Here is a 25,667-nt window from a genome sequence, read left to right on the forward strand (position 1 = left end):
AACGCGCGGGACGGCGGGACTCGGGAACGCCGACTGACCGTTATGACTGTCCTACCGCGGCCACCGTCTCGAACCCCTCTCGGCGACGGAACGGTCGTAATCGCGTGGTCCCGGCGACGACAGCGACGCGGTGTCGACGGCGTGCGCCTCGTACGACAAGGCCGCAGTGTCGGCGGGCCCCGCGTCACCGTCACGGAAGGCGAAAGTCGTCGGCGTCGGTCGAGACGATCGACCGCCCGCCGTCGGCAACTCCGCGAACCGAACGCCGGCCGTCGGTCGGTGCGATCCGGCGCGATCGGTTCGCGACCGGTCAGGCGCGTTCGCAGGACTGAGTATCCGGGGTTCGGATCGGTAAACGTCGTAATCGGGGTTCGGATCGGTACACCGCCGATCCGAGAGCCGCCGGAATCCGTTGTGGACGGCCGCTCGCTCACGAAATCGAATTATATCACTGTTACCCTCGGGTTGGTCTGAAAAAGAACATATTAATTCGAAGTTTACGGTTTCTAACAAACTACTCGACTTCTAAATGCGAAATATGGCTCCGAAAATTTCGGTGATTATCCCCACCTATTACCGGAACGATGTCCTTCCGGAAGCAATCGAAAGCGCGCTGAGCCAGGAGTACAAGCCGGTCGAGGTGATCGTCGTCGACGACTCGGGGAAGGAGCCGCAGAGCCGCTCATAGAACAGTACGACGAAGTTCGGGGCGTGATCCGCGAGGAGAACGGCAACTGGAAGGCGGCGTTGACGACCGGCATCAGGTCGTCGACGGGTGAGTCCGTCCAGTTCCTCGACGACGACGACGACAGGCTCTTGGAGGGAAAACTGACGAGGACGGCAGCGGTGCTTCGGGAGAGCCCGGAGGTCGGCGTCTCGTACTGTGGCGTCCTCAGGGGCGACGAGCGATGGTACCCGAAGCCCAACGTGTCCGGCGATTTCTTAGAGGAAGCGCTGGCCTTCCAGACGTTCCCGATGTGGACGGGATCGATGCTGATCGAGCGCGAGGTGTTACTCGACTGCCTCCCGCTCGCGGGAATGGGCGAAGACGACGACCTGTACAACCCACACACGATCTAGGCCGCCGACTTCGACGGCGACGGCCGACCGGACCTGCTCGTCGCCGAGATGGGACTGGACGGCGGGGAAGTCCCGCGGATGTTCGTCTACCGGAACAGGGAGAGGGGTTCGAGCGCGTCGAGATCGACCGCGGCGTCGCGAGGTACGAGGCGAAGGGGGTTGACGTCACCGGTGACGGTTCGCTCGACGTCGTCGGGTAATCGTACAGCCCGGACTGTCACGTCGACGTCTAGTATCGACGGTACTGATTCGCACGGCGGCCGCTCCGCGCAATCGGCCGAATGCGACCGCTGACAGCGGTTCAACCCGATATCTAAATCGCGTGTTCGACGCGGTATTCCGGTCGGAACGTCTCCGGATGTCCCCTCAGAGATCCACGTAGCCCAGATCAGATAGCCGATTCCGTACGACGGACCCGTCGATATCCTCGTTCTCTCTGGGCGGCTCCGATTCGATCCGGCGGCGGGTGCTTCCCTCGACGACGAACCACGGCAATACCCGCAGAGCGTCGACGTCCGTGTCCTAGGGGTGTCTGTACCGTTTCCCGTCCAGGGGAGCGATCCGCTCGCCGATCAGGTTGCCGTGGTCCGAGGTGACGACGATCCGCCCCTCGCTTCCGTCGACGAGCTACTCGACGTAGGGGAGGACCAACTCCAAGTTCTCGTCGTAGGCGGTTCGAACGGTCTCCTCGTCGAGTTCGCCCGCCGAGGCAAGAGTCCACACCGTCGGGTCGTCGCGGGAGGACTCGCCCTCCTCGACCAGCCGCTTCGTCCACTCGATCCCCGAGTGGGCATCGCTTCCCCGGTCTCTCCGAGAAACGGGTAGTGCGGCTGCTTGAAGTGGGTGAGGACGCGCTTGTCCGGATACGTCTCTCGCGCTCTCGTCGACGTGACTTCCGCACGAGCGTCTGCCCGCGGACGCGCTTCTCGCCGTCTAGCTGTCGGCCGCGCGCCTCCGCTCGCTCACCTACGAGTCGGGATGACAGAGATGCGTCTCACCGTCTAAACAGGGACCCGGGCACATAACACTGATTTGTTGGCACACAAACTGGTTATTAACTCGCGACCGGGATCCCTGAGTTGATCGAAGCGCGCAGTGGTTATCAATCTAACGGGAGTTCGACGGCCGCGCGGAGACGCCGGGACCCTTGCGAAGGCGACCGCTCGAAGCGATTTCCGGCGGTACTCGGGACGACGATGCTGCACGCGTCGGAATCGCTGCCCCCGACGGTGGGAGGCCGCCTGCAGCCGCGGTGCTCCGTCCACGAGACGAGGGGCGCGTACGGCCGAAAGCCGGACCGTCGCGCTTCTCGTCCAGGTCTGCGTACCGCTCCCGCGATTATGCGCGATATAGTATTCTGAACGCGGGGGAGGGGGGGTACGACTCGCCATGCAGAACGAGCGCGTGCTTGTCACCGGTGGTGCCGGGTTCATCCGATCGAACCTGGCGAACGCTCTGGCGACGGAAAACGAAGTCATCGCCCTCGACAACGGCTACCTCGGCACGCCGGCGAATCTCGACAGCGACGTCCGATACGAGGAACACGCCGTGCTCGACGACTACCTGCCGACCGACGTCGACGTCGTGTTCCACCTCGCCGCCCGCTCCTCGTACGCGATGCACGAGGACGACCCAGTCGCGGGGCGGCGGTCAACGTCGACGGCTTCGTGAACGTCGCCGAACAGGCGCGTCAGAGCGGCTGTGACACGGTGGTCTACGCGTCGACGTCGTCATCTACGGGAGCCAGACGGAGCCGTGTCCCGAGGAGATGCCGGTCACCGTTAATACCGCGTACGAGGCCTCGAAACTGTCCAGAGAGCGGTACGGCGAGTACTTCTCGAATCATTACGGGATGTCGATGGCCGGGATGCGCTTCTTCTCCGTCTATCAGGGGTACCGCGGTGCCGAGGAACACAAAGGGGAGTACGCCAACGTAATCGCCCAGTTCGCCGACGACGTCGCTCACGGTCGGTCGCCGGAGCTGTACGGGGACGGAACGCAAACGCGCGATTTCACTCACGTCGACGATATCGTCCGCGGACTGATCGACGCCGGCACCTACGGGCTTGACGGCGTGTACAACCTCGGGACCGGGGAGGCGTACTCCTTCAACACGGTCGTCGACCGGATAAACGACGTGTTGGGGACGGACGTCGAGCCGGTGTACGTCGAAAACCCGATTCCCGAGGACGTGTACGTGAGCCACACCTGCGCGGACTGTTCGAAGATCCGCGAGGCTACGGGGTGGGAACCCCAGATCGGCTTCGAGTTGGGGGTTCGGCAGGTCTGTTCACCGTATCTGGCGTCGACGAACGTCGACGACTGATCGCCGCGAGGCGGAGCCAGTGTGGTACTACTCGGCGTGGTACTACGTGAGTAGTACCGACTCGATTGACATGCCACACACGTCGACAGAAGCGCAATACCCCTTCAACCGTTTCGTCTATTTGGGCACATGGCACCGGACACGGCCGACGACCGCCGTGGCACGCCGGCACGACCGCCGTGGACGGATGGGATAGGCGACCGGAACGGATCGACGAGCGGCTCCGCGACGCGATCGAGACGGAGTCGATGGCACACCTCGTCGGTCAGGCACACCGTTCCGACTCGGTGAGGATCTCGGTCCCCCGGAGGGGACGGACGCACCGTCACCGCGATCAGACCGCACGGGCGAGCGCACGAGACTGGCTCGCGACCGGGATCGACCCGTACGGCAGACGCGCCCACACACACTCGCGACCGGGATCGGACGGTGGCTCAGATGCGACGGGCGGAGAACCCGGCGTCGCGCCACCGCCGTAATCGCAGTATCTGTTTCGTATCTACCACGTTCGGCGTCGACATCCGCTCGCGGAGCGCACGCGGATCGAGGGTCTCGAACTCGTCGTGATCGGCCGTGATCACGAGCGCGTCCGCTCCCGAGACGGCGGTGTCGAAGTCCGTCAGCTCGATCGACGGGTCCTCGACGTGCGGGTCGTGAACGACGACGCGCGGACCGTCCGGGCGCTCGCCGTCGGCCGCGGCTAGCGGGGTCTTCGGGCCTTCGCGTAACTCTCTCGCGAGCGCCAGTCCGGGGCTCTTTCGCGTGTCGTCGACGTTCCCCTTGTACGCGGCCCCGAGCACGGCGATCTTCGCCCCGTCGAGGTCGCCGAGGAGCTCTCGGAGAAGCTCGATGACGAAGGCGCTCATACCGTCGTTGACTCTCCTGGCGGTCGGGACCAGATCCAGCGAGTCGGATCCCACTCCCAGGAACCACGGGTCGATGGGGAGACAGTGTCCACCGACGCCGGGGCCGGGACTGAGCAGATCGACCCGCGGATGTCCGTTCGCGAGGTCGATCGCCTCTCGGGTGTCGACGTCGTAGTCGTGCGCGATACGTGCCGTCTCGTTCGCGAAGGCGATGTTCACGTCCCTGAACGTGTTCTGTATGAGCTTGACGAACTCCGCCGTCGTCGGGTCCTCAGCCGTCCGAATCGCTCCGTCGACGAAGGAGTCGTACAGCTCGACGGCGGGCTCGGTCGACTCCGGACCGATACCGCCGACGATACGGTTGTTCTCGCGGAGCTCCGCGAGGATGTTCCCCGGGAGAACCGTCTCGGGACAGTGCGCGAGTCCGAAATCGGTCCCGGCCTCGAGTCCCGACTCCTCGAGGACGGGCCGCACTCGCTCCTCGGTCGTCCCCGGCGGAACCGTCGACTCCAGGATCACGGTGTCGCCCTCGCGGAGCACCTCAGCGACCGCCTCCGTGGCCGCGTCGACGTATTCGAGTCCCGGTCGGCGCGTCTCCTCGTCGAACGGCGTCGGGACGCAGATGAGGTGGTACCGGGCTTCCGCGATCTCGTCCGCGGCGGTCAATCGCCCCGACTCGACCGCCTGTCTGAGGAGCTCATCGAGGCCCGGTTCGTCGATCTGTACGTCCGCGTTCCGGACGCTGTCACGAACCGCCCGATCGGTGTCGTAGCCGGCCACCTCGTGGCCGCTGTTCGCGAGCACCGCGGCCGTCGGCAGCCCGATGTATCCCAAGCCGTGAACGCAGACCCGGCTCACCGAACCACCTCGTCGATCTCCGCGCTCACCGGAAGCGCTCGGAGTATCCGCGCCGCGGCCTCGCCGTCGCCGTACGGGTTCTCCCACGCGCCGTCCGTGTCGAGCGCCTCGGTCACCGCGCGCCGGATGCGGTCCGGATCGCACGAACTGAGTCGGTTCGCTCCGGCGTCTATCGTCTCCGGCCGCTCCGTGTTGTCCCGCATCGTCACGCACGGAACCCCGAGGACGCACGCCTCTTCCTGGACGCCCCCCGAGTCGGTGAGCACGGCCGCCGACGCGGAGAGCAGTCGGACGAAATCCAGGTAATCCTGCGGGTCGACCGTCCGAACGGGGGGCGGAACGTCGAGCCCGAACTCCTCTATCTTGCCGCGAGCCCGGGGATGGATCGGGTACACGACCTCCAGTCCGTGGTCTCGCCCGGCGCCGGCGGCGCCGTCGAGGAGCGACCGGAACCGGTCGGGGTCGTCGACGTTCTCCTGTCTGTGTGCGGTCATGAGGAGGTACCCCCCCGTCGCGAGCCCGAGGTCGTCGAGCACCGTGGCCTCCCGTCGCGCGACGTCGCGGATCCGTTCGAGGGCGTCGACGACCGTGTTTCCGGTCACGGTGATCCGGTGTTCCGGGACGCCCTCGCGAACGAGGTACTTCTCGCTCTTCTCCGTCGGTGCGAACAGGTGATCGGCGACGTGGTCGACTATCACTCGGTTCGTCTCCTCCGGCATCGATCGGTCGAAGCTCCTGAGTCCGGCCTCGACGTGGGCGAGCTCGGGATCCATTTTGCTGGCGGCGAGGGCGCCCGCGAGCGCGCTGTTCGTATCGCCCTGCACGACGACGATGTCGGGGTCGACGTCCGTGATGACTCGCTCGACGCCGCGCAGCATCTCTCCGGTCTGCTCGCCGTGCGGACCCGAACCGACACCGAGGTTGACCTCGGGCTCCGCCAGGCCGAGACGGTCGAAAAACACGCTGTCGAGCCGCTCCGAGTAGTGCTGTCCCGTGTGAATCACGGCGTGGTCCACGCCGTGCCGGTCGCAGCTGCGAATCACCGGTGAGAGCTTGATGATCTCGGGCCTGGTTCCGAGGACGAACGCGACTTCAGTCATCGGCGAACCGCCTCCGTGCGGTCGACTGCGATCGCGCCGTTCCCGACCGCACCGACCTCCCGGTCTCCGGTACCGGTCCGGTCGGAAGCGTCCGTCTCGGAACCGAAATCGCGGCTGTCGTCGATCGGCGGCTCGTCGTCCGAGGCGTCGAACCGCGCGCCGACCGGTAGGAGGAGATCTCCGAGGGCCGCGAACGCCATCACTTCCCCCTTCCGCCGTCCGGACCGGGCTCAGTTCGATCGCAGTGAGAACGTCGACATCGGTCCGTTCGGGATCTACCGCGTCTCATACTTGTCCCTCCGTGTCGCGTTTCCCGGTCCGGATCCGCCCGCGGACTCGCCAGTGGAACATGCCGTGAGAGGAGTCTGACAGAGCTTTTGTTATGCACTCCCTCACTGGCGCTCGCGTTCGTTTCACGGTCGAAGCCGCGTTCCTTTGCGGACGCCGCTGCCGGTCTCGTCGCCGGGGGACCGCCAGCCGCATGGACGGAGACGCGCTTCATACGCCCTTCTCCGCCAGTTAGCAGACGTATACTCTTGAGCGGTCAATCGGTACTCTCGACAGTGAGCCACCAAGTTGCAGTAATCGGAACCGGGGCGGATCCGGAGACGCGCGATCGGGAGGGATTCGCGATGGCGTACCGTCACGCCTCGGGCTACCAGCGACTCGACGACTGCACGATCGTCGCTTGTGCCGACATCGTTCGGGAGAACGCCGAGGCGTTCGCCGTTCACAACGACATCGACGGCGTGTACGAGGACCACGAGGCGATGCTCGAGGAGGCGGAGCCCGACATCGTCAGCGTCTGCGTCCCGCCCGCGATCCACGCCGACTTGGTCGTCGACAGCACGGAGGCGCCGTCGATGCAGGCGGTCCACTGCGAGAAACCGATGGCGACGACGTGGGGCGACTGCAAGCGCATGGCGTCGGTGTGTGAACGCGAGGGGGTTCAGCTCACGATCGACCACCAGCGACGGCTCTCCGAGCCCGTCCGCAGAGCGAAGTCGATGCTCGACTCGGGACGGATCGGGGGAGCTGAAACGACTCGAATGGTCGGAGGTGAACCTCTTCGACGCGGGAGCGCATCTCTTCGATCTCTGCGACCACTTCGTCGACGGCGCCCGTGCGGAATGTCCTCGCCGCGGTCGATTGCTCACACGAGAACCGGTGGTTCGGAGCGCTCAATGAGACGCGCGCCATCGCCCACTGGCGATACGCGGACGGGACGATCGGATTCGCCTCGACCGCCGAGGGCGGGGACACCGTCGTCGGGCCTTACCTTCAGATCGTCGGCGAGGACGGCGTCATCGAGATCCAAAGCGAAGACGGGAAGTCCCTCCGGGTTCGGACCGACGGCGGATGGACGGCGATCGACACGGACGAAACCGTCTACGGGCCGAGCCCGAGTCTCCCGCGCGCGGCGCTGCGGAAAGCGACCGGATACCTCCCGGGCCCCGACTCTGGCCGCCGGCCCCCCAGACGCACTACGAGCGCGCGATCGAACACCTCGTCGCCAGCCTCGACGCCGGCGAGGAGCCGATCATCTCGGGCCGGCGGGTCCTCCGCGGGACCGAACTGACGTTCGCGAGCTGGGAGTCCGCGCGCCGGTGCGGGCGGGCGCACCTCCCCTTGGAGATCGACGACAACCCGCTCGAAGCGATGTACGAAGCGGGCCAGCTCGGTGGACTCGCCGAATGATCCCGGCACAGGCCGCGACGGGACCGGCGTTCGGCCGCCGACCGATCCGACAGTTACTCCCGACGGAGAACGTACGCTGAGTATGTGGCCTTGGGAACACGTGCTGTTCGCGTACGTCTTCTATTCGATCTACGTCCACCTCCGCTGGCAGAAGGGGCCGCTCGACGGGCCGACGGTCGCGCTCGCGGTCGGTTCCGTGATCCCTGACCTCATCGACAAGCCGCTGGCGTGGCAGTTCGGGGTCTTCGATAGCGGGTACGCGCTGGCGCACTCCGCGTTCGTCGCGGTTCCCCTGGCGGCGGCCATCTACCTGTTCGCGGACCGCCGCGGTCACGGTTCCGTCGGCGCCGCGTACGGCGTCGGCCACTTGTTCCATATCGCCGGCGACGTGCTTCCCGTGTCGCTCGCACAGGGCGCGTTCGATCCCACGCCGGCGCTGTGGCCGATCGCGGGGAGTCCCCGACCGGCCGATCGGATGACGATCTCTTTCTTCGACGGGGTGTACACTCTACTCAGCGAGTACGTTAGCGTGCTCGCGACGCTCGAGCTGACGCCGGTCATCGCCCTCCAGATCGGGTCGCTGATCTTCGGGCTGGTCCTGTGGACGCACGACGGCTTCCCCGGTCCCCGGCTCCTCATCAGATGGGTACGGATCGGCGGGCGGACGGCGGTTCACCGGTGAGAAAGCCCGCGGAGGGCGGCGCCGCCGCGTTCAAACCGGCCGACCGCACAGCGTCGCGATCCCCTTCCAGATCGCCGCCTCGGGGTCGTCGGGGTCGTCGTCTTCGAAGATAACCCAGTCGGCGTTCGAACGGTCGACCGCGGCCAATATCTCGTCGGGATCGATGAGTCCCTCTCCCGGGGGGACCGACCGGAACGCGGGCGGAAATACACGAGTCTGTCGAACGTCGGCGAGGTGCACCAGCGACAGCCGGTCGCCGAGGCTCTCGATCGCTTCGACGGGATCGTACCCCCCCGCGGCGACCCAGCCGACGTCGATCTCGAACGTCATCGTATCGGTCTGATAGGCGAGCTGGCTGAACGCGGTCCGATCGAGCTGCCGATTCCCCCTCAAGAGCCACCGATCGGCGGCGTCGGCGACGGACTTCCAGACGAACGCGGGGAGGGGTATCGACGAGACCGTTCCGAGCCCGAACCGGTCCAGCGGCGGGAGGAACGGCTCCCGCGAGGTGTGGTAGCCGAGCTCGATGCCGTGAGAGTCGAGCCGCTCGGCGAAGCCGTCGAGCCTCGACGCGAGGGCGTCGACGGTGGCCGTCGTCCGAAACAGGTGCGACCCCAGATGCGGAACGATCACGCGGTCACAGCCGACGATCCGACACCGGTCCACGATCGGTTCGAGGTCGTCTTCGAGGCGGGACAGGTCCACGTGGGCGGCGACCGGGACCACGTCGGTCTCGGTGAGAGCGCGCTCGACGGCCCGGGGGTCCGCATCGAGGAACGCTCCCGCGAACTCGACGCCCTGGTAGCCGGCGTCCGCCACGTATCGGATCAGTTCGGGCAGCGGCGCATCGATCGATCTGACCGTGTGGAGCTGGATGGCCGGTCGAGGGCCGTCGGACGTCTCGACGGCGGCCGTGGCAGTGTGACTCACTGCCGGCCATTCACGCGAAACGTGGTAAGTAATGGGCAACCTACCGACGACGCCCGTTCCGATCGGACGCGTGCCGCCGGGAATCCCGGCCGAACGCGGTCCGAACGGGAACGGTTCGCTCCGTCTCGGAACCGGCGGTCGGTACCGCCGATCAGGGCGTCCCGGCTCGCCGGAACGTAAAGACAAGGGCGCGGTGACACCGAACCGAGGCGCGTCGCGGACGCCGGCACCGGCTTCCGAGGCGAAGCCTCTCTCGGCCTCGGAAGCGTCTTCCCGAACGCTACTTCCGGAGCGTGACGAGTTCGTCGGTGACTTCCACTACGTAGCCGCAGTATTCGAAGGAGAGCCGTACGCCGGACCGTCCGACGGCGGGGTCCGAGTCGAAGAGACCTTCGAGCGACTCGGGGTCGATTACGTCGGCCAGTACCGGTAGCTCACCCGGAGTAACCGACTCAGCCTCGGCTACCGCCCGGACGATCGTCACCGTCGTCGACGTGTCGGCCGCGGTCGCGACACGCTCGACGATCGTCGTGTCATTTCCGGCGGACGCACGGTCGTTATTGGCGTGGGACATCGTGTGCATTGGGCCCTTAGTTACAGGATGCCGTCGTGTCTATAAACAGTATCGATTCCGCGTCGATGGCCCTGAGCGCGGCGAATCCGCGGGACCGATCGGCTACCGGCGGTGCCGCTCGTCTCCGAGTCCGCCGTCGGAGCCGAGGCGCGAGTCCGATGTCGCGACCGGACACGGGTGGCGTTTGGATCGTTCTAAAAGCCGGCGCACTCCAGTTGTATGTCACGGTCGTCTTCGGTAATTAGAGCGTACTCCGAATATGGCATGTATAGTAAATATCCGCACTGAACACGTACCGTACGTACCGCGGCTGAAGTCGACTGTCCCATGACCCCGGACACCCGCGTCAGTTGCGGTACGGCCCCCGCCCCGGTTTCTTTATAATAGCGGCTCTGTCGGCGCACGCCCGTCGACGAGCGGAGACCTCCGGCCGGCGGTTTCTCGCGGGACGAGGGCCGTACCGACGCTCCACGCGGCGATCGCCTCGAGGTAGCAGCCGCATACTAAACTCTCCGTCCGCGGTATCGACGACCCATGCACGCAGTCATCCTCGCCGCGGGACGGGGGACGCGGATGGGTCCGCTGACGGAGTCGACGCCGAAGCCGATGCTGCCGGTGGCCGACGCGCCGCTCGTCGAACACGTCGCCGACGCCGCCGTCGAGGCCGGCGCCGACGAGCTCGTGGTGACCGTCGGCTACGGCGCCGACCGGATCCGACGGCACTTCGGTGAGAGCCATCGAGGGGTCCCGGTCCGGTACGCGGTTCAGGAGTCGCAGCGCGGCACCGCGGACGCGCTGGCGGCGGCCGCCGACCACCTGGACGACGAGTTCGCCGTGCTGAACGGGGACTCGCTGTACCGCGGCGCGGACCTGCGCCGGCTGTTCGAGTCGCCGCCGCGGATCGGCGCGTTCCGCGTCGACGACCCCACCCAGTACGGCGTGTTGACCGTCGACGGCGACGCGGTGACGGCGGTCCGGGAGAAGCCGAGCGACCCGGCGACGGACCTCGTCAACGCGGGCGCGTACTCGTTCCCGGCAGAGACGGTCGACATGCTCGACGTGCCGGAGAGCGAACGGGGTGAACGCGAGCTCACCGACGTGCTGGCTCGGGTGATGGCCCGCGAGGAGCTCGGCTACGCGGTGTTAGCGGAGTGGATGGACGTCGGTCGACCGTGGGAGCTGCTGGAGGCCAACGAGCGGCGACTCCCCGGCGGCGGGTCGGATGGGCGTGACGACGGCGGGTCGGCGGGGCGGGAAGACGGTGACACCGCCTGTTCGGACGCGACAATACGGGGCGACGTCCACGCGAACGCCACGATACGGGGCGACGTGGTCGTCGAGGCGGGCGCGACGGTCGGTCCCGGGGTCGTTGTCGAGGGACCGGCCCTGCTCCGGTCCGGCTGCTCCGTCGGACCGAACGCGTACGTCCGCGGCGCGACGCTCGTCGGCGAAGGGGCGCACGTCGGCCACGCGGTGGAGATCAAAAACAGCGTCCTGATGGCGGACGCGACGGTCGGCCACCTCTCGTACGTCGGCGACAGCGTCCTCGGGCCGTCGGTGAACCTCGGCGCCGGGACGAACGTCGCGAACCTGCGACACGACGGGGAGCCGGTCAACGCAACGGTGAAGGGAGAGCGCGTCTCGACCGGGCGCAGGAAGTTCGGCGCGGTGCTCGGCCCCCGCGTGAAGACCGGCATTCAGACGGGTATCAACGCCGGGGTGACGCTCTCGGCGGACGCGCACACGGAACCCGGCGAGATCGTCCGTCGCGACCGGTGACTCGGCGACGCTCCGAGACGACGACTCCCCGAGACACGCGCCCGGGGGCCGCCTACGGCGCTCGGAACGAGCGTTCGCGGTCCGCGTCCTCTCGTCGCGCGGCTTCGCCGTTCGAGAGCCGCTTCCGCGGGAGGCAGTCGAGACAGCCGTGGACGCTGTCGCCGATCCCGAACACGCGCACGAATCTCCGACTCACGGCCGACCCGCACCGGCCGCACCGGCGGTTGACGTCGGTCGCCGTCTCGGGTTCTGTCATACCTCTCGGAGGGGAAGGCGGTCATTTTACTATACGCAGGATAGCGGCACCGACCGAACGCGGACGCGCGTTCATACCTTGTTAATTCGACACGTGTGACCGTCGACCGGCCCGCGCTCGCTCGCGGTCGGGCCGGGCGGACCGGTCAGCGCCCGACCGGCCGAGGAGGGGGTTCGGTCGCCGTCGCCTCGCCGGTTCGAATCGCCTCCGACCCCGCGACCATCGCTCGCTCGACGGTCGGGGTCGGCGAGGGATCGACGACGATGAGGTCCGCGCGGGCGCCGACCTCGATCCGTCCCCTGTCCGGCAGCCCGGCGACGTCGGCCGGGTTCCGCGTGACCCGGTTGACCCGAGCGGACAGCGGCTCGCCGGTCTCGACGAACGGCGCCGCGAGCAGCGACGCCGGGTGGTAGTCGGAACAGAGGGCGTCGAGGACTCCCGCTTCGATCGCGTCGCGGGCGCTCAGGTTGTCCCAGAGGCTCCCGCCGCGCACGAGGTTCGGCGCGCCCATCACGGTCGCGAGGCCGAGCTCCTTCGCGCGCCGGGCCGCGTCGATCGTGAGCGGGTACTCGCTGATCGCCGTCCCGTGGTCCGCCATCGTCTCGACGTCCGCCCGGCACTCGTCGTCGTGGGACGCGAGCGGGGCGCCGACGCGCCGAGCGAGCTCGACGATCCGAGCGATCCGACGGTCCCGGCTCGCGGCGTCCATCCCGCTCCGCTCCTCCGCGGCGGCCGCGGCGGCGTCGACCGGCCAGTTCCGGTCCTCGACGTAGTGCCGCTCGAACGACTCGGCGTCGTACTGGCCGTCCCCGGGCGCGTGGTGCATCACCGACACGAGGTCGACGTCGACCTCCGCGATCAGCTCCTCGACCGCGGCGGCGCTCGCGTCGGCGAGCTCGCAGCGCGCGTGCACGCGGTTGTCCCCGAGCGTGTCCGCCCCGCGGTCGACGGCCCGGGCGAGGCGGGCCGCGTTCTCGAGGCTCCGCCCGTCGTCGGGCGCCTCCTCGAACGCGAGGGCGTGGAACTTCGTCGTCACCCCGTGGAGGACGTTCATGCGGTCGGTCGTGGCGAGCGCGGCCGTCGGGTCCGTCTCGGCGCCGGACCGCGGCGCGAACTGCCCCTCGATGTCGTCTCCGTGGAGGTCGATCACCCCCGGCATGACGACCCGACCGGCGGCGTCGACGCTCGTCCCGCCGCCCGACGCGTCGCCCTCGGACCGGTCTATCCGGACGATGCGCTCGCCGGCCACGACGACGCGACCGCCCTCGATGACGCCCGACGGCGTGACGATCCGCCCGTTCCTGATCTCGGTGAACTCCGTCACGGTAGCCACCTCCCGGACCGTCTCGGTCTCCGTGTCGGCGCCGATGACCCCTCGTTTCGTCTGACCGCGGGGAACCGCGCGCTCATGATCTCTCAGGTAAGCGGAGTAACGATATTGTTAAGCAGTGACAACCGGCGCTCGGTGTCCCGCTTCGAACCGATACGTGGTGGTTACTAATGGGCGAAACTCCCGTTTCGTCTGGTATGATAGCTCACATTTCGCGGACGATAACGGGTATCCGCGCCGGCGAAGACGCTCTCCCGGCGGACAGCGCCGACGAGGAGAGGTGAGCGGCGTGACGGGCCCCCGGAACGCCGACGAAGAGCTGACCGCCGACACGTGCCTGACGCTTCTCTCGAACGCGCATCGACGAGCGGTGCTGCTGACGATTTACGACCGCGTGGCCGACGACGTGGGCGACGAACCGGTCCCCGTCGAGGAGACCGTCGACGGGTCGATACCCGAGCCCGTGGAGATGTCGCTGAACCACAACCACCTGCCGAAGCTCGCGGAGCACGACGTCGTCCGGTGGGACCGCGAAGCTGGGACCGTCGCCGCCGGCTCGGCGTTCTCGCGGATCGAACCGTTCATCGCCCGCCTCGACGGCGACCGCGAGCGACTGCCGAACGACTGGCGACCCGACATCGACCGCTGAGTCGCCTCCTGCCGCCCGCCCGATCGGACGCGGTCCCGACCGCTCACCGCCACGCGACAGCGGAGACGTAGCTCCCCTCTTTGGCGGTGATCCACGCGGTCGTGCACTCCCGCTCGGTCGGCTCCGACGGGTGGAGGGTGCACTCGTCCGGCTTGTCGTCGTACCGCACGACCGTTCCCTCGAGCGTCGGACCCCGGTCGGGGGGCTCCGCGCTCGGTCGCGTCACCCCGCCGTCGGTCCGCCCGTCGTCGTTCCCTGTTCCGCTCATACTGTCAACTAATCTAACACCCTACATCGTTATTCGTCTCATATCCGCCCGCTCATCGACGGCAATGGCCAGTTACCGCGCCGCCGAGCGCCGAGCCGATAGGAGCGATATCTCCGTCGGCGCCTCACCCGACTCCGGCCGTCCGCGCCTGCTCCCGACCGCGGCCGTCGGCGTCTCGGCCGATCGTCCGCCGAACCGCCGGCGTCTGCCCCGTTCGTTCGCCGGTTATCCGGCGTATACTCTTGCTCGGTCGATCGGACGCTACACGTATGCAAGCAGTCGTGCTCGCCGCCGGCAAGGGAACGCGTCTCCGCCCGCTCACGGACGACAAGCCGAAGGTGCTCGTGGAGGTCGACGGGACGCCCCTCATCGAGGACGTCTTCGATAACCTCATCGACTGCGGCGCGACCGAACTCGTCGTCGTCGTCGGCTACAAGAAAGAGCAGATCATCGACCGCTACGGCGACGCCTACGAGGGCGTCCCGATCACGTACGCCCACCAGCGGGAGCAGCTGGGCCTCGCGCACGCCATCCTCCAGGCGGAGCCCCACGTCGACGACGACTTCATGCTGATGCTCGGCGACAACGTCTTCCGGGGGAACCTCGCCGACGTGGTCAACAGACAGCGGGAGGAGCGCGCCGACGCCGCCTTCCTCGTCGAAGAGGTCCCGTACGAGGAGGCGAGCCGGTACGGGGTGCTCGACACCAACGAGTACGGTGAGGTCGTCGAGGTCGTCGAGAAGCCAGACGATCCCCCGAGTAACCTCGTGATGACCGGCTTCTACACGTTCACCGACGCGATCTTCCACGCGTGTCACCTCGTCCAACCCTCCGACCGCGGCGAGTTCGAGCTGCCGGACGCCATCGACCTCCTCATCCAGTCCGGCCGCACCATCGACGCGCTCCGCCTCGACGGGTGGCGCGTCGACGTGGGGTACCCGGAGGACCGCGACCGGGCCGCCGAACGCCTTTCGGAGTCGGCGGATGCCGCCGCGGCGGACACGGGAGAAGAGGCCGTTGCCGAGGACTGACGGCGCCGATCGATTCCCCTGAGGGCTGACGGCGCCGGTCTGCCCCGCCGACGTTACTTGTATCCCTCGCTCGCGAGGTGGTGGTTCATCACCGACTCGATACCGTCGACGATCTGCTCCGCGTCGACGCTCTCCACCTCGGCGGTCCGCTTCCGGACCGTCCGGTCGCGGAGGTCCCACTCGCGGGTGAACTCCGATTCGATGCCGTGCGACCGGATCCGGTCGACCAGCCCCTCGATGGCGGTCTCGTCGGCCTCGACGATTTCTTCGTAGTCGATTACGCCGCGACGGAGCGCGCAGACGACGACGCCGGAGCTGATGTCTCCCTCGCCGAGCTCGCGCTCCCAGGTGGTGATCCAGTTCCCGATCCGCGCCATCTGCTGGAGGTCACAGAGGATGCTTCGAAGCGCGCCCAGCTCGGCCCGGTCGAACGAGGGCGAGTGCATGAGGTCGACGCAGGCGTACGGGAACATCGTCATGTTGTACGCGTCGTGACGCTCCGTCTCGGCGCGGTTCGCCATCGCCGGGTTGTCGTTCACGAGCCCGGAGTACTCCATCGCGTTGAACGTCTGCCGGAGGTCGTACTCGAAGACGTCGACGAACTCCCCGTACCGCGGCGCCTCCCTGACCTCCGCGTCGATCGTCTCCCACAGATCCGCGAGGTATTCGAGGACGCCGTAGTCGATCTCGTCGGACGTCCCGTCTATCCGCTCGGTCGCGTCGACGCCGAACGGAATCCGGCGACCGACGGCGAACGTCCCCTGATCCCCCTCGCTTTCGGCCAAGTCATCGAGGACCGTCACGAACATCGTCAACAGCGTCTTGTGTTCGTACACGGCCGACCGTTCTCGGCCCGGAACCGACGTTAACGTGAACTTATCGAAGAGGTTGTGTATCCACTTCCAGAGGAACCGATCCCGCTCCCCGATGACGCGAGCGTAGCGATCCGCGAACTCCCGCGCGGTTGGGGGGAGCGTAACATCGTTCACACGCCGGCTGTACTCTCCGGGGTCCGGTTTCCCCCATCCGTCGTTCGCCACGTTCCCGCGAGCTTCGGGTGCCATGTCAGTAAACACCACCATAACACAGTTAAGGCTTTTGTTCCACATTTTTATTATGATAATAAGTACGAAAGCGTGACAATCACGATACTTCATATGAATATTTGGCAAAATATAAGCTCCGTAACCGGGATTTTCATCCGTCGTTTCCCGGTCCGGCTCTCGTCTCAGTCGATATTTCGAACTGATGTCACTGAGAAATATAGTGTTCCGTGAAAGTGACGAGAGATTTATGTGTACCCGGGCGCTCGTGTCGTCGTGTTCAAACCGGGCCGGGGTGGAGGCCGATTCGCGACGGTGAGTCGATGGACCTGAGAGACGCCGACCACCGGGCGGCGATCGGTCAGTTCCTCGCGACGGCCGACATCGGATTCCTGTACGCGGACGGCTCGCACGCGATCGCCGACGCGAACGCGACGGTCGACGACCTGCTCGGCTCCGACGACGCGTCGGTCGGCACCGACCTGCGCGAGACGGACCCGAGCTTCGGTCCGGAGCTTCGGGACGCCGTCGAGGCGGCCGAGCGGAACGACCGGGTCGCCGAGACGGAGGTCACGACCGGCGACGGAACGACGCTCCAGTTCCGGGCGGTCCCGGGCCGCGGCGGCGTCGGCGTGCTCGTCTCCGACGCCACCCGGGACTTCGAGCTGCGCCGCGACCTCAGGCGGTCGAACCGCATCCTCGAGACGCTGGAGGACGGCGTGTACACGCTGAACGAGGCGTTCGTCATCACGTCGGTCAACGAGGCGGTCACGGAGATGACGGGGTACGACCGCGAGGAGCTCGTCGGGTCGCACGCGTCGATGGTCGCGGGGAGCGAGACGCTCGAAAAGGCCGAGGAGATCCTCGCGATGCTCCGCGGCGACGGCTCCGACATCGGCATGATCGAGTCGTCGATAAGGACGGCGTCGGGAGAACTGCTGCCGATCGAGACGCAGTTCTCCTCGGTCGAGTTCGACGACGGCCGTCGCGGGCGCGTCGGCGTCATCAGGGACGTGACCGACACCCGGCGGAACGAGAGCGCCCTCCGCGAACTGAGCCGCTCCGCCCGGCGGCTCCTCCGCGCCGACGACGGGGAATCGATCTTCGAGACGATCGTCGACGTGATCGCCTCGGTCTGGCCCGACGCCGCCGTCGTGACGTACTCGTTCGACCGGACCGAAGCGAGGCTGGTCCCCGCCGCCGCGTCCGGCGGCGACCACGACGCGTGCGGGCCGGGAAGCCCGGTCTGGGAGGCGTTCACCGCCGGGTCCGACGCCGCCGAGACGACGATCGACACGGCCCGATCGGTCCGGACGGACGGCGACGCCTCCCCGCACTTCCAGCGGGTCGCCGACGCCGCGGGGGACGACCCCTCCGGCGGTGACCCGTCGACCGACGCGGACGCGGTCGCTCCGACTGGGCGGGTGGTCGAGCGATCGACCGAGCCCGACGACTCGTCCGGTCGCACCCTGTACGCGACGCTCGACGGACACGGCCTCTTCCGCGTCGACTTCGGCTCCGCGGAGCCGGCGGGGAACGTCGAGGAGCCGGTCGGCCTGTTGGCCGCCAACGCCGTCGCGGCCCTCGACAGCGTCGAGCGCGAGACCGAGCTCTCCCGGAACCGACAGCGACTGGAGCGTCTCGACGGGCTCAACGACCTCCTCAGGCGGATCAACGGCGAGCTCGTCGACGCGGACACCCTCGACGAGATCGCGACAGCCGTCTGCGACACGCTCGTCGAGGCCGACTCCGTCGAGTTCGTCTGGGTCGGGGAGACGTACCGATCCGGCGGCGATCCGACCCCGATGGCGCGGGCGGGCGAGTCCGACGGCTTCCTCGAGGCGCTCCGGCGCGAGGACGCTCCGCTTCCGGGGGCCGACGGCGGCGACCGCTCCGCCGACACCGCCGGGCTCCCGGGCGTCCGAGCCGTCGAGACGGGCGAGCCCGTCCGCGTGTCCGACGTGTCGGACGGGCTCAGGCGCGAGCGCTGGCGGGAGCGAGCGCTCGCGCGCGGATACCGCTCGGTCGTCAGCGTCCCGCTCTCGTACGACGACCTGTGTTACGGCGTCCTGTCCGTGTACGCCGACCGGGGGTCGGTGTTCGACGACGAGTTCGGCGACCTGCTCGTCGAGCTCGGAGACAACGTCGCGAACGCCATCAGCAGCGTGGAAACCAGGCGGTCGCTTCGAACCGGCTCCCTCGTGGAGCTGGAGCTGCGCCTCGACGACCCCGACGCGCTCCTGTCGCGGATCGCGTCCGCCTTCGGGGAGCCGATCCGGGTCGAGGGCACCGTCCCGCGGGGAGACGGTCGATCGCTGGTGTACCTCACCAGCGACGGGGACCGGTCCGACGTGACGGAGTCGGTGAGCGCCGTGGAGTCGATCCGCGAGATGGGCGGCGGACCGACCGGGCGCCTGGAGGCGTCGGTGAACGGCGCCACCGCGGCCGACAGGGTGAGCGCACACGGGGGGAGTATCGGCCGGATGGTCGCCGACGCCGGCGGCGTGGAACTGACGACCACCTTCCCGCGGTCAGTGGACGTGCGGCGGATAATCGAACACCTCGAGGAGCGGTACGACCGCGTCGAGCTCCGCTCCCGTCGGGACCGATCCGGGAGCGACGGTCCCGGCGCTCGGACCGGCTTCTCCGACGGACTCACTGACAGGCAGCGGGAAGCGATCGAAACGGCGTACCTCGGCGGCTACTTCGAGTGGCCGCGAGCGAGCACCGGCGAGGAGGTCGCGACGGCGATGGACATCACCCAACCGACGTTCAATCGCCACCTCCGAACCGCCGAGCGGAAGCTGCTCGGAACGATTCTCGGCGACGTCGACGCCGGCGACTGACCGCTCTCTTCCTCGTCCGCCGCGACGCGTACGGGCGCCGGTTACGCGACCGATAGCGGCGGCTTCACCCCGAGACGGGGGCCGGTGACGTCGGTCGACGACCGATCACAGCTCCACGTAGCGGCCCTCCCACTGGCGGCGTTCGCGGAGGCCCTCCATCCCCTTCTCCGTCAGCTCGTAGAAGTTCGTGCGACGGTCGCTCTCGCCCTTTTCGATGTACCCCCGCTCGACCAGCGTATCGAGGTTCGGATAGAGCCGGCCGTGGGTGATTTCATCCATCGACGTCTGTAGCTCCGTTTTGATCTCTTGTCCCGACGGTCTCTCGGCTCCCGCGATCACGTAGAGGAGATCCCGTTGGAAGCTCGTGAGCTCGAAAAGGGGATCAGGCATGGTCCACGTTTCGCCGGACCCTCGCTTTGTTATAAAGACGTAAACACTGGATTTCGGTCCACGCCCGCTCTCGAGCCGGTCCCGTCGCTCGCCGGCTCCCGGTATGCTTCCGTTAACGCGGCGGGAAGACCGCGGATCCGGAACCCCCGTTCAGGCCCGCCACTGCCGACCGGCGATCCCGACGAGCGCGAGGACGCTCACCATCGTCCATCCGGCCGGAGGCACCGCCGAGAGCACTCCGAGCCCGAGCGCTCCGGCCGTGACGACCGCCGCGATACCCACGGCGAGCAGGAACGCGGTCCGCTCCGACGCGGCCGCGTTCCGGTCGGCCTCGGGATCCAACTCCAGGTACACCTGAAACTGCGACGCGGCGTCCCGAAGCGCGACCGTCCCGCGGTCGTTGTCGAAGTCGACCACCCCGAGCGCGTCCATCCGCGGGAGGTGACACTGATAGAGGGCGATGCGAACGCGCTTCCGCTCCTGCGAGGTGAGCTGTCGAACGGCGGTGTCGTTTTCGCGCGCGGCGACGTGTTCGGCGACGTCGGAGAGCTCCGCGGATCCGCCGTGCTCGTGGAGGTACCGCATGACCGCCCGCCGCCGGTCGTTCTTGAGAACGTCGAACACGTCGGTCGTCGTCAACCGCTGGCCGTCCCCGGTTTCGGCGGATTCGTTGATTTGGCTTCCCTCTACCCCTTTAATCATCACTAAACACATACCGTTCCACCGTAATAGTCATTCGGAAATCATTATTTTCTGACAAAACTGTCGGAGGTGCCGTCGCCGGCGACGACCCGTATCGCCGTCCTCCCCTCGGCTATCGGTTCAGTTCGAGCCGACCGGACGACGGGACCGACGCGATGCGCGTGAGACCGGCGCGAGAAGAGGTGCCCGCGGCACCGGCACGAGACGACGCCCTCCCCGGGCCTGTCGTCGCGGTTCCCCGGGGTAGTTCATCGAGCGGGGCGCCATCCGCGACGTGGCGGGCGGTGAGAGGGACCCGACGTCGGCGTCCCCGAGATCGGCGCGGTGCAGTACCGCGATTGCGGTCCCGTTCGTTCCCCCGAGATATCGTTATAATCTCTCTTATTTTTATAAGCTAGCTAATAACAATTCGGGCTACCCCCCGATACTCCGTCATGACCGACGGTGGCCCAGACGAGAAGATATCGCGCCGAACAGCACTTCAGAGAGGCGGTCTCGTGGTTGGGGGGGCGGCGATCGGGCTCTCCGGAGCCCCCACGACGGCCGCCGAACCGACGGAGATCAATCGGTGCACGTCGCTGACCGAACCGGGCGAGTACGTCCTCGTCGACGACCTCGACGCGGAGGGCGACTGTCTCACTCTCGGTCCCGGCGTCACGCTGGACGGGAACGGACACGCGATCTCCGGCGACGGCTCGGGGATCGGTATCGCGTTCGACCTCGGCCGCGACGAGGGGGCCGTCGTCAGAGACCTGCGGATAGCGAACTTCGCCGCGGGCGCGTCCCTCGCGTTCGCGGACGGCGAGATAACGCTCGCGGACGTCTCCATCACGGACAACGCCGTCGGGGTCCGCGGCGGGCCGGAGAGGCGGATCACGGTCCGCAACTCTGTCATCAGCGGAAACAAAATTGGTATCGGCACCACTGAGGGCACCCGGCTATCGATAACGGAGACCACGCTGAGCGGAAACACGGATGCGGCAGTGTCCACCAACTCGGGGCACGTCACGGAGCTGAAGCGCAGCACGGTGCGAGACAACGGCGCCGGCGTCGCCACCGGCGCGGGGACGTTCGTCGACAACACCGTCGCCGACAACGACGGGTTCGGCCTGCGACTGATCGGCCTCGTCGCGCCGGGGGACCTCGGCGACGCCACCGTCGTCGGGAACGAGATCCGGGACAACGACGGTCCGGGGATCGAGTTCACCTCCAGCGGCGGAGCCGTCAGCGGAAACGCGATCGTCGGCAACCGGACCGGGATCCTGCTATCGGGCGTCGCCGACGGCTTCGGCGATTCGACGCCCGAGTACGAGTTCACCGGGAACGACATCGAGGGCAACGAGGAGTTCGGCGTTCGGAACGCGTCGGCGCAGACCGCGGTCGCGTCGTGTAACTTCTGGGGCGACCCGACCGGGCCCGTCGCGGCGGAGACCCCGGCGGCGGCCCCGGCGGGAGACGAGGTCGACGGCGACGTCGAGTTCGTCCCGTGGTCGGTCGAGCCCGTCCGCGGCGGCGACCCCGTCTGTTTCGGGGGACAGGCGATAGGCGACTTCGAGAGTCAGCCGACCGACCCGGACGGGGACGGTCGCTACGAGGACGTCGACGGCGACGGCGACGTCGACGGCGACGACGTGGAAGCCATGTTCGCGAACCGGGACGACGAGCTGATCCGGAGCCACCCGGACGCGTTCGACTTCAGCGACGACGGCGCCGTGGACGTCGTCGATGTCCGGAAGCTGTTCAACGAGGTGTCGAGCCGATGAGCATCGGCTCCCTCTCCGCGACGCTCAACGCGAAGAGCGTCGTCGTCCTCGCGGCGATCGCGGTGGTCGGCATCGGCGGCATCGGCGGGGCCGTCGCTGGCGTCGGACCCACCGGCGGCTTCGACGTCCCGTTCGCTCAACAGCAGGAACCGACGCCGGCTCCCGAAACCGCGGTTCACCTCGGACCGAGCGACGCGACGGTCCGCGTGGGCGAGACGGCGACGTACGACGTGGTCGTCGCGAACGCGTCCGGCGGCGTCGGCGACCACGTCGCCGTCGTCAGCGTCGACGACCCGAGCGTGGCCTCGATAAGGGAGGTCACTCTGCGCGGGAACCAGTCCGACGAGGCGGCCGGGGTCTCGATAGCCCCCGACGGCTCGTCGGCCAACCTGACGGCCGCACCGACGGACGCGGCCGACGGGGAGAGTGTCGTCGTCGTCGCGACCGTGACGGTCGGCGGCGACGCCCCCGGAACCAGCGACGTCGGGCTGCGTGTCGACGGGCTCGACACCGACGCCGGGGACTCGTACAACGTCACCGACGTGGGCGGCGCCGCGATCGCGGTCGAACCGAACCCGGACCCGGCGGAGTTCCGGGTGTCGAGGCTGAACGCGTCTCACAACGTGACGCAGGGGGAGCCGTTCAACGTCTCCGTGTCGGTCACCAACGACGGCGACCTGGAGGCGACCCAGACGGTCCGGTACGAACTCGATCTCGCCGACAGCGAAGCGGTCGTCGGAAACGGAACGGCCACCGGCAACGGAACGGCCACCGGCAACGAAACGGCCACCGGCAACGGAACGGCCGCCGCCGACGAAACGGTTGATTCCGACGAGCCCTTCGAAGCCGACAGGGTGGTGGCCACCCGAGAGGTGACGCTCGCGGGTCACGACAGGGAGACCGTCACGTTCAGCGGCGTGAACGTGACCGACGTCGACCCCGGATCGCACCGCCACGGCGTCTCCACCGAGAACGACTCCGTGACCGGGGTCGTCGACGTGGAGGCGGCCGCGCGGTCGGATCCCGGTCCCGAGACCGCCGTGCGACTCCTCCCGAGCGGGGTTCCGGTCGACGCCGACGAACCGGAGGTCACCGGCGAAACGGTCGACCCCGGCGAGACGACGACGTACGACGTGGTCGTCGGGAACGCGTCCGGCGGCGTCGGGGCCTACGAGTTCACCGTCGACGTGGAGGACGTCACCTACGCCACGGTGGCGGACGTCACCGCGCGGGGCGGCGCGTCCGACGCGACGACCGAGGTCGTCTTCGTCGAGGACGGCGCCGCGGCCAACGTGACGGCGGTGCCCGCGGACACCGACGACAACGGGAGCGTCACCGTCGCGACGCTCGCGATCGAGGGACACGCCGTCGGCACGACCGACCTCGGACTGCGCGTCGACGCGCTCGCGAACGAGAACGGCACCCGGTACAACGTAACGACAGTGACCGGCGCCACGATCACGTCTGAGAGCGACTACTCCGGCGGGTCTGCGTCGACCGGCGACGGAGACGCGTCCGACGACGGCGGACCGACCTCTCGCGACGAGATCAGCCGAGCGAAGTACGGCGTCGCCTTCGAGGACCTCGTTAGCAAAACGGTCGGCGAAGTGCAGGCGATCTACAACCGGCAGCCGTTCCCCGGCGACGCCGATCCCGCCGAGGTCGACACCCGCGACGAGATAAGCGACGCCCGATACAACGCGTCGTTCTCCGAGCTGGATCGCGACGCCGCGATCGAGGTGCAGAACGCGTACGACGCGCAGTTCGGGTCGCTCCCGTCTGACCCGGCTCACAGCCGCGACGACATCAGTCGAACGATGTACGACGTCGACTTCGCGGATCTCAGCATCGAAACGACCGGTGAGGTGCAGGCAGTCTATAACCGGCAGCCGTTCCCCGACGACGTGGCTCCCGGCGAGATCAGAACCCGCGACGAGATCACCCAGGACCGATACGGGGTGGAGTTCGACTACGAAGACATCAGCCGCCAGACGAAGATAGAGATCCAGAGCGCGTACGACGCGCAGTTCGGCGACGGCGACGAGTAGGCTCATCGCGACGGTTTTTGCTCGGATCGGTGCGGCCTTTCCGCCGGCATCACCGACGACCGGATGACCACCGCGCTGAAGGCCGCGTAACAGGCATTAGCTATTTTTGAAATGCGTGATTAGACGCCACGTCCCCGCTGTACTCACGACGGATACTGAGAGGTGCGCGGGTTCGGTTACGGTGCTCTCGACCGGGTGCTCGGAAACAAAGGCTCCCAAAATGGAGACTACCGGTCCGCCTCTGTCGACTACCTCGGGTACGTGCTCGCGCTCGCTACCGACGGCGACGCTGGACTGTGTGCGTAGACGACGTCATCAACGCTGTCTCGGATGGGCGGCGCGATGCGGTCGGGTTCTCGTCGGCGACCAAACGACCGGTGAGTCACGCACACACCGCCGCGCAGAAGCCGTACGCTTCGCCCGGCCCAACACAGGGCCGTCACGACTGTGCTCGCAGCGCTTGACGGATTCGATTTTACACGCGACGTAGCGAAACTCGTGGTCCACTACAGCGCGGAACTCTCGATTTCGCTCATTTTCCTGTTGACGCTGCGTTGAGACGTATAATTATTATATTAAAATACATTTATATTTATATTGTATGTGTATGATTATTATATTTTTAATCCAGGAGTCGAGGGCAAAAACCATCTTTTGAGGTAACTCGGAAAATGATCGTCTCGTTTCGGAATACAGTTGATGGTCCCACAGACGACGAATACTCCGTAGAACCGTTTAGGATTGATCTCGACGGGCGATACTTCACAGTCCATCCCATTCCCGGTCGGTGTCAAATTTTTAAATTCAGTGCTCTCCCGAGGCACCGTCCTATCGAATCTAATACCAGTTATGCGAACATTACACGCTATCTTTCATATGAACGTTCACCGAAAGGGAGTCCACACCGAGTCTCGCTTCGAACGCCATCACGGTCATTTTATACCCCTCAACGGGATACTGTCAGTCGTGGTGGCTGTGACGACGTGTTACCCCCACTGGAAGTCGATTTCTACTAATAGATATTGGGGGATTTGCTAAAATCCATCTTTCAGACACCGTGTCGAATGGAATAGTCGGCGGATGGCAGCAGTGAATTATCCGCTTGAATTCCTGCCAGTTCGAAATAATGTTCTGAGCGGCGTGAAAGATGTAAGGCACGTATCTCGCATAGAAGCTCCTCAGAAACGAGCTGGTCGGATCGTTCAACACAGGTGAACGGCGAACCGCTGGAACCCCCCGGCTACCAACTTACTGATAGTATGTTTTTTGTGAAATATCGGATCATATCCAGTGGTACGATAAACGTGGATTGACTCAATAATTTGTTTCTTAACATATTCTGGGATGTTAGAGCGAAACATCTCTTGATTTTCCACATCAGCTGCGATACTTTCCGGTCGCAAATGTAAATAGGTTAATTACTCTATATTTCTCGTGGATATGGTTTC

21 protein-coding genes and 2 pseudogenes are annotated in these 25,667 nt (G+C 66.7%); 12 read left to right on the plus strand and 11 right to left on the minus strand.

Annotated features, from left to right (window positions below; all coding sequences use genetic code 11):
• Positions 1-556 precede the first annotated feature (556 nt).
• The 3 genes and pseudogenes from DJ74_RS19410 (at position 557) to DJ74_RS10720 (ending at position 3,406) form a co-directional block, all read left to right on the plus strand.
• Positions 557-688, plus strand: a complete 132-nt coding sequence (locus DJ74_RS19410; protein ID WP_217900324.1) for a glycosyltransferase — start codon at positions 557-559, stop codon at positions 686-688.
• Between the two features lie 23 nt (positions 689-711).
• A complete protein-coding gene (locus tag DJ74_RS10715; protein ID WP_217900325.1) occupies positions 712-1,080 on the plus strand; it encodes a hypothetical protein in 369 nt (122 codons plus the stop codon).
• Between the two features lie 1,389 nt (positions 1,081-2,469).
• Positions 2,470-3,406, plus strand: a pseudogene (locus DJ74_RS10720) (NAD-dependent epimerase/dehydratase family protein).
• A 434-nt stretch (positions 3,407-3,840) separates the two neighbouring features.
• On the opposite strand, the gene DJ74_RS10725 reads toward DJ74_RS10720, so the two are convergent.
• Genes DJ74_RS10725 through DJ74_RS10735 form a run of 3 tightly spaced genes read right to left on the minus strand, consistent with a single transcriptional unit; the run spans position 3,841 to position 6,430 of the window.
• Positions 3,841-5,130, minus strand: coding sequence for a nucleotide sugar dehydrogenase (locus tag DJ74_RS10725; RefSeq protein WP_094527234.1), 1,290 nt, complete (start codon positions 5,128-5,130; stop codon positions 3,841-3,843).
• A complete protein-coding gene (wecB, locus tag DJ74_RS10730) occupies positions 5,127-6,230 on the minus strand; it encodes a non-hydrolyzing UDP-N-acetylglucosamine 2-epimerase (RefSeq protein ID WP_094527235.1) in 1,104 nt (367 codons plus the stop codon). Before wecB ends, DJ74_RS10725 begins: the two co-directional genes overlap by 4 nt.
• Positions 6,227-6,430 (minus strand): hypothetical protein, encoded by a 204-nt coding sequence (locus tag DJ74_RS10735; protein WP_094527236.1) that lies wholly within the window; start codon positions 6,428-6,430, stop codon positions 6,227-6,229. The genes wecB and DJ74_RS10735 overlap by 4 nt, the downstream gene beginning before the upstream one ends.
• A 432-nt stretch (positions 6,431-6,862) precedes the next feature.
• On the opposite strand from DJ74_RS10735, the pseudogene DJ74_RS19895 reads away from it, so the two are divergent.
• The 3 genes and pseudogenes from DJ74_RS19895 to DJ74_RS10745 form a co-directional block, all read left to right on the plus strand.
• Positions 6,863-7,138: pseudogene (locus tag DJ74_RS19895) on the plus strand (Gfo/Idh/MocA family protein); the annotation flags it as partial.
• A 451-nt stretch (positions 7,139-7,589) separates the two neighbouring features.
• Positions 7,590-7,928 carry a hypothetical protein gene (locus DJ74_RS19900; protein ID WP_321166856.1) on the plus strand — a complete coding sequence of 113 codons (339 nt, stop codon included), beginning with the start codon at positions 7,590-7,592 and terminating at the stop codon, positions 7,926-7,928.
• An 82-nt stretch (positions 7,929-8,010) separates the two neighbouring features.
• A complete protein-coding gene (locus DJ74_RS10745; protein WP_094527237.1) occupies positions 8,011-8,610 on the plus strand; it encodes a metal-dependent hydrolase in 600 nt (199 codons plus the stop codon).
• A gap of 30 nt (positions 8,611-8,640) precedes the next feature.
• Here the strand turns inward: DJ74_RS10745 and DJ74_RS10750 are convergent, their stop codons facing one another.
• Both DJ74_RS10750 and DJ74_RS10755 read right to left on the minus strand, forming a co-directional pair.
• A complete protein-coding gene (locus tag DJ74_RS10750; RefSeq protein WP_094527238.1) occupies positions 8,641-9,540 on the minus strand; it encodes a sugar phosphate isomerase/epimerase in 900 nt (299 codons plus the stop codon).
• A 280-nt stretch (positions 9,541-9,820) separates the two neighbouring features.
• Entirely contained in the window at positions 9,821-10,066 is a 246-nt protein-coding gene (locus tag DJ74_RS10755) for a HalOD1 output domain-containing protein (RefSeq protein WP_094524657.1), read from the minus strand.
• Between the two features lie 582 nt (positions 10,067-10,648).
• On the opposite strand from DJ74_RS10755, the gene DJ74_RS10760 reads away from it, so the two are divergent.
• Positions 10,649-11,893 (plus strand): sugar phosphate nucleotidyltransferase, encoded by a 1,245-nt coding sequence (locus tag DJ74_RS10760; protein ID WP_094527239.1) that lies wholly within the window; start codon positions 10,649-10,651, stop codon positions 11,891-11,893.
• A gap of 52 nt (positions 11,894-11,945) precedes the next feature.
• On the opposite strand, the gene DJ74_RS10765 is transcribed toward DJ74_RS10760, so the two are convergent.
• Positions 11,946-12,149, minus strand: a complete 204-nt coding sequence (locus DJ74_RS10765; protein WP_094524649.1) for a hypothetical protein — start codon at positions 12,147-12,149, stop codon at positions 11,946-11,948.
• A 145-nt stretch (positions 12,150-12,294) separates the two neighbouring features.
• On the minus strand, positions 12,295-13,473 hold the full coding sequence (locus DJ74_RS10770) for an alpha-D-ribose 1-methylphosphonate 5-triphosphate diphosphatase (protein ID WP_094527266.1): 1,179 nt from the start codon (positions 13,471-13,473) through the stop codon (positions 12,295-12,297).
• A gap of 286 nt (positions 13,474-13,759) precedes the next feature.
• On the opposite strand from DJ74_RS10770, the gene DJ74_RS10775 reads away from it, so the two are divergent.
• Complete coding sequence (locus tag DJ74_RS10775; protein WP_094527240.1) at positions 13,760-14,128, plus strand: hypothetical protein; 369 nt, start codon at positions 13,760-13,762, stop codon at positions 14,126-14,128.
• A 43-nt stretch (positions 14,129-14,171) separates the two neighbouring features.
• Here DJ74_RS10775 and DJ74_RS10780 read toward each other — a convergent pair whose 3' ends face one another.
• The gene (locus DJ74_RS10780; RefSeq protein ID WP_241881429.1) at positions 14,172-14,396 is read right to left on the minus strand and encodes a hypothetical protein; all 225 of its coding nucleotides are present in this window, start codon (positions 14,394-14,396) and stop codon (positions 14,172-14,174) included.
• A gap of 269 nt (positions 14,397-14,665) precedes the next feature.
• On the opposite strand from DJ74_RS10780, the gene aglF reads away from it, so the two are divergent.
• On the plus strand, positions 14,666-15,427 hold the full coding sequence (gene aglF / locus DJ74_RS10785) for a UTP--glucose-1-phosphate uridylyltransferase AglF (RefSeq protein ID WP_094527241.1): 762 nt from the start codon (positions 14,666-14,668) through the stop codon (positions 15,425-15,427).
• 53 nt (positions 15,428-15,480) lie between these two features.
• Here aglF and DJ74_RS10790 read toward each other — a convergent pair whose 3' ends face one another.
• Positions 15,481-16,491: a hypothetical protein gene (locus tag DJ74_RS10790; protein ID WP_094527242.1), complete on the minus strand. Its 1,011-nt coding sequence runs from the start codon at positions 16,489-16,491 to the stop codon at positions 15,481-15,483.
• A 302-nt stretch (positions 16,492-16,793) separates the two neighbouring features.
• Here DJ74_RS10790 and DJ74_RS10795 point away from each other — a divergent pair, with 302 nt between their 5' ends.
• Complete coding sequence (locus tag DJ74_RS10795) at positions 16,794-19,316, plus strand: bacterio-opsin activator domain-containing protein (protein WP_094527243.1); 2,523 nt, start codon at positions 16,794-16,796, stop codon at positions 19,314-19,316.
• A gap of 105 nt (positions 19,317-19,421) precedes the next feature.
• Here DJ74_RS10795 and DJ74_RS10800 read toward each other — a convergent pair whose 3' ends face one another.
• Together DJ74_RS10800 and DJ74_RS10805 are read right to left on the minus strand one after the other, a co-directional pair.
• Complete coding sequence (locus tag DJ74_RS10800; RefSeq protein ID WP_094527244.1) at positions 19,422-19,706, minus strand: PadR family transcriptional regulator; 285 nt, start codon at positions 19,704-19,706, stop codon at positions 19,422-19,424.
• Between the two features lie 150 nt (positions 19,707-19,856).
• The gene (locus DJ74_RS10805; RefSeq protein ID WP_094527245.1) at positions 19,857-20,408 is read right to left on the minus strand and encodes a hypothetical protein; all 552 of its coding nucleotides are present in this window, start codon (positions 20,406-20,408) and stop codon (positions 19,857-19,859) included.
• A gap of 497 nt (positions 20,409-20,905) precedes the next feature.
• Between DJ74_RS10805 and DJ74_RS10810 the strand changes: the two genes are divergently transcribed.
• Together DJ74_RS10810 and DJ74_RS19195 are read left to right on the plus strand one after the other, a co-directional pair.
• Complete coding sequence (locus DJ74_RS10810; protein ID WP_094590511.1) at positions 20,906-22,171, plus strand: right-handed parallel beta-helix repeat-containing protein; 1,266 nt, start codon at positions 20,906-20,908, stop codon at positions 22,169-22,171.
• Positions 22,168-24,219: a hypothetical protein gene (locus tag DJ74_RS19195; protein ID WP_094527247.1), complete on the plus strand. Its 2,052-nt coding sequence runs from the start codon at positions 22,168-22,170 to the stop codon at positions 24,217-24,219. The genes DJ74_RS10810 and DJ74_RS19195 overlap by 4 nt, the downstream gene beginning before the upstream one ends.
• Positions 24,220-25,667: the final 1,448 nt, after the last annotated feature.

The organism is Halorubrum sp. Ea8, from assembly GCF_002252925.1.
In the GTDB taxonomy this organism is placed as follows: Archaea; Halobacteriota; Halobacteria; order Halobacteriales; family Haloferacaceae; genus Halorubrum.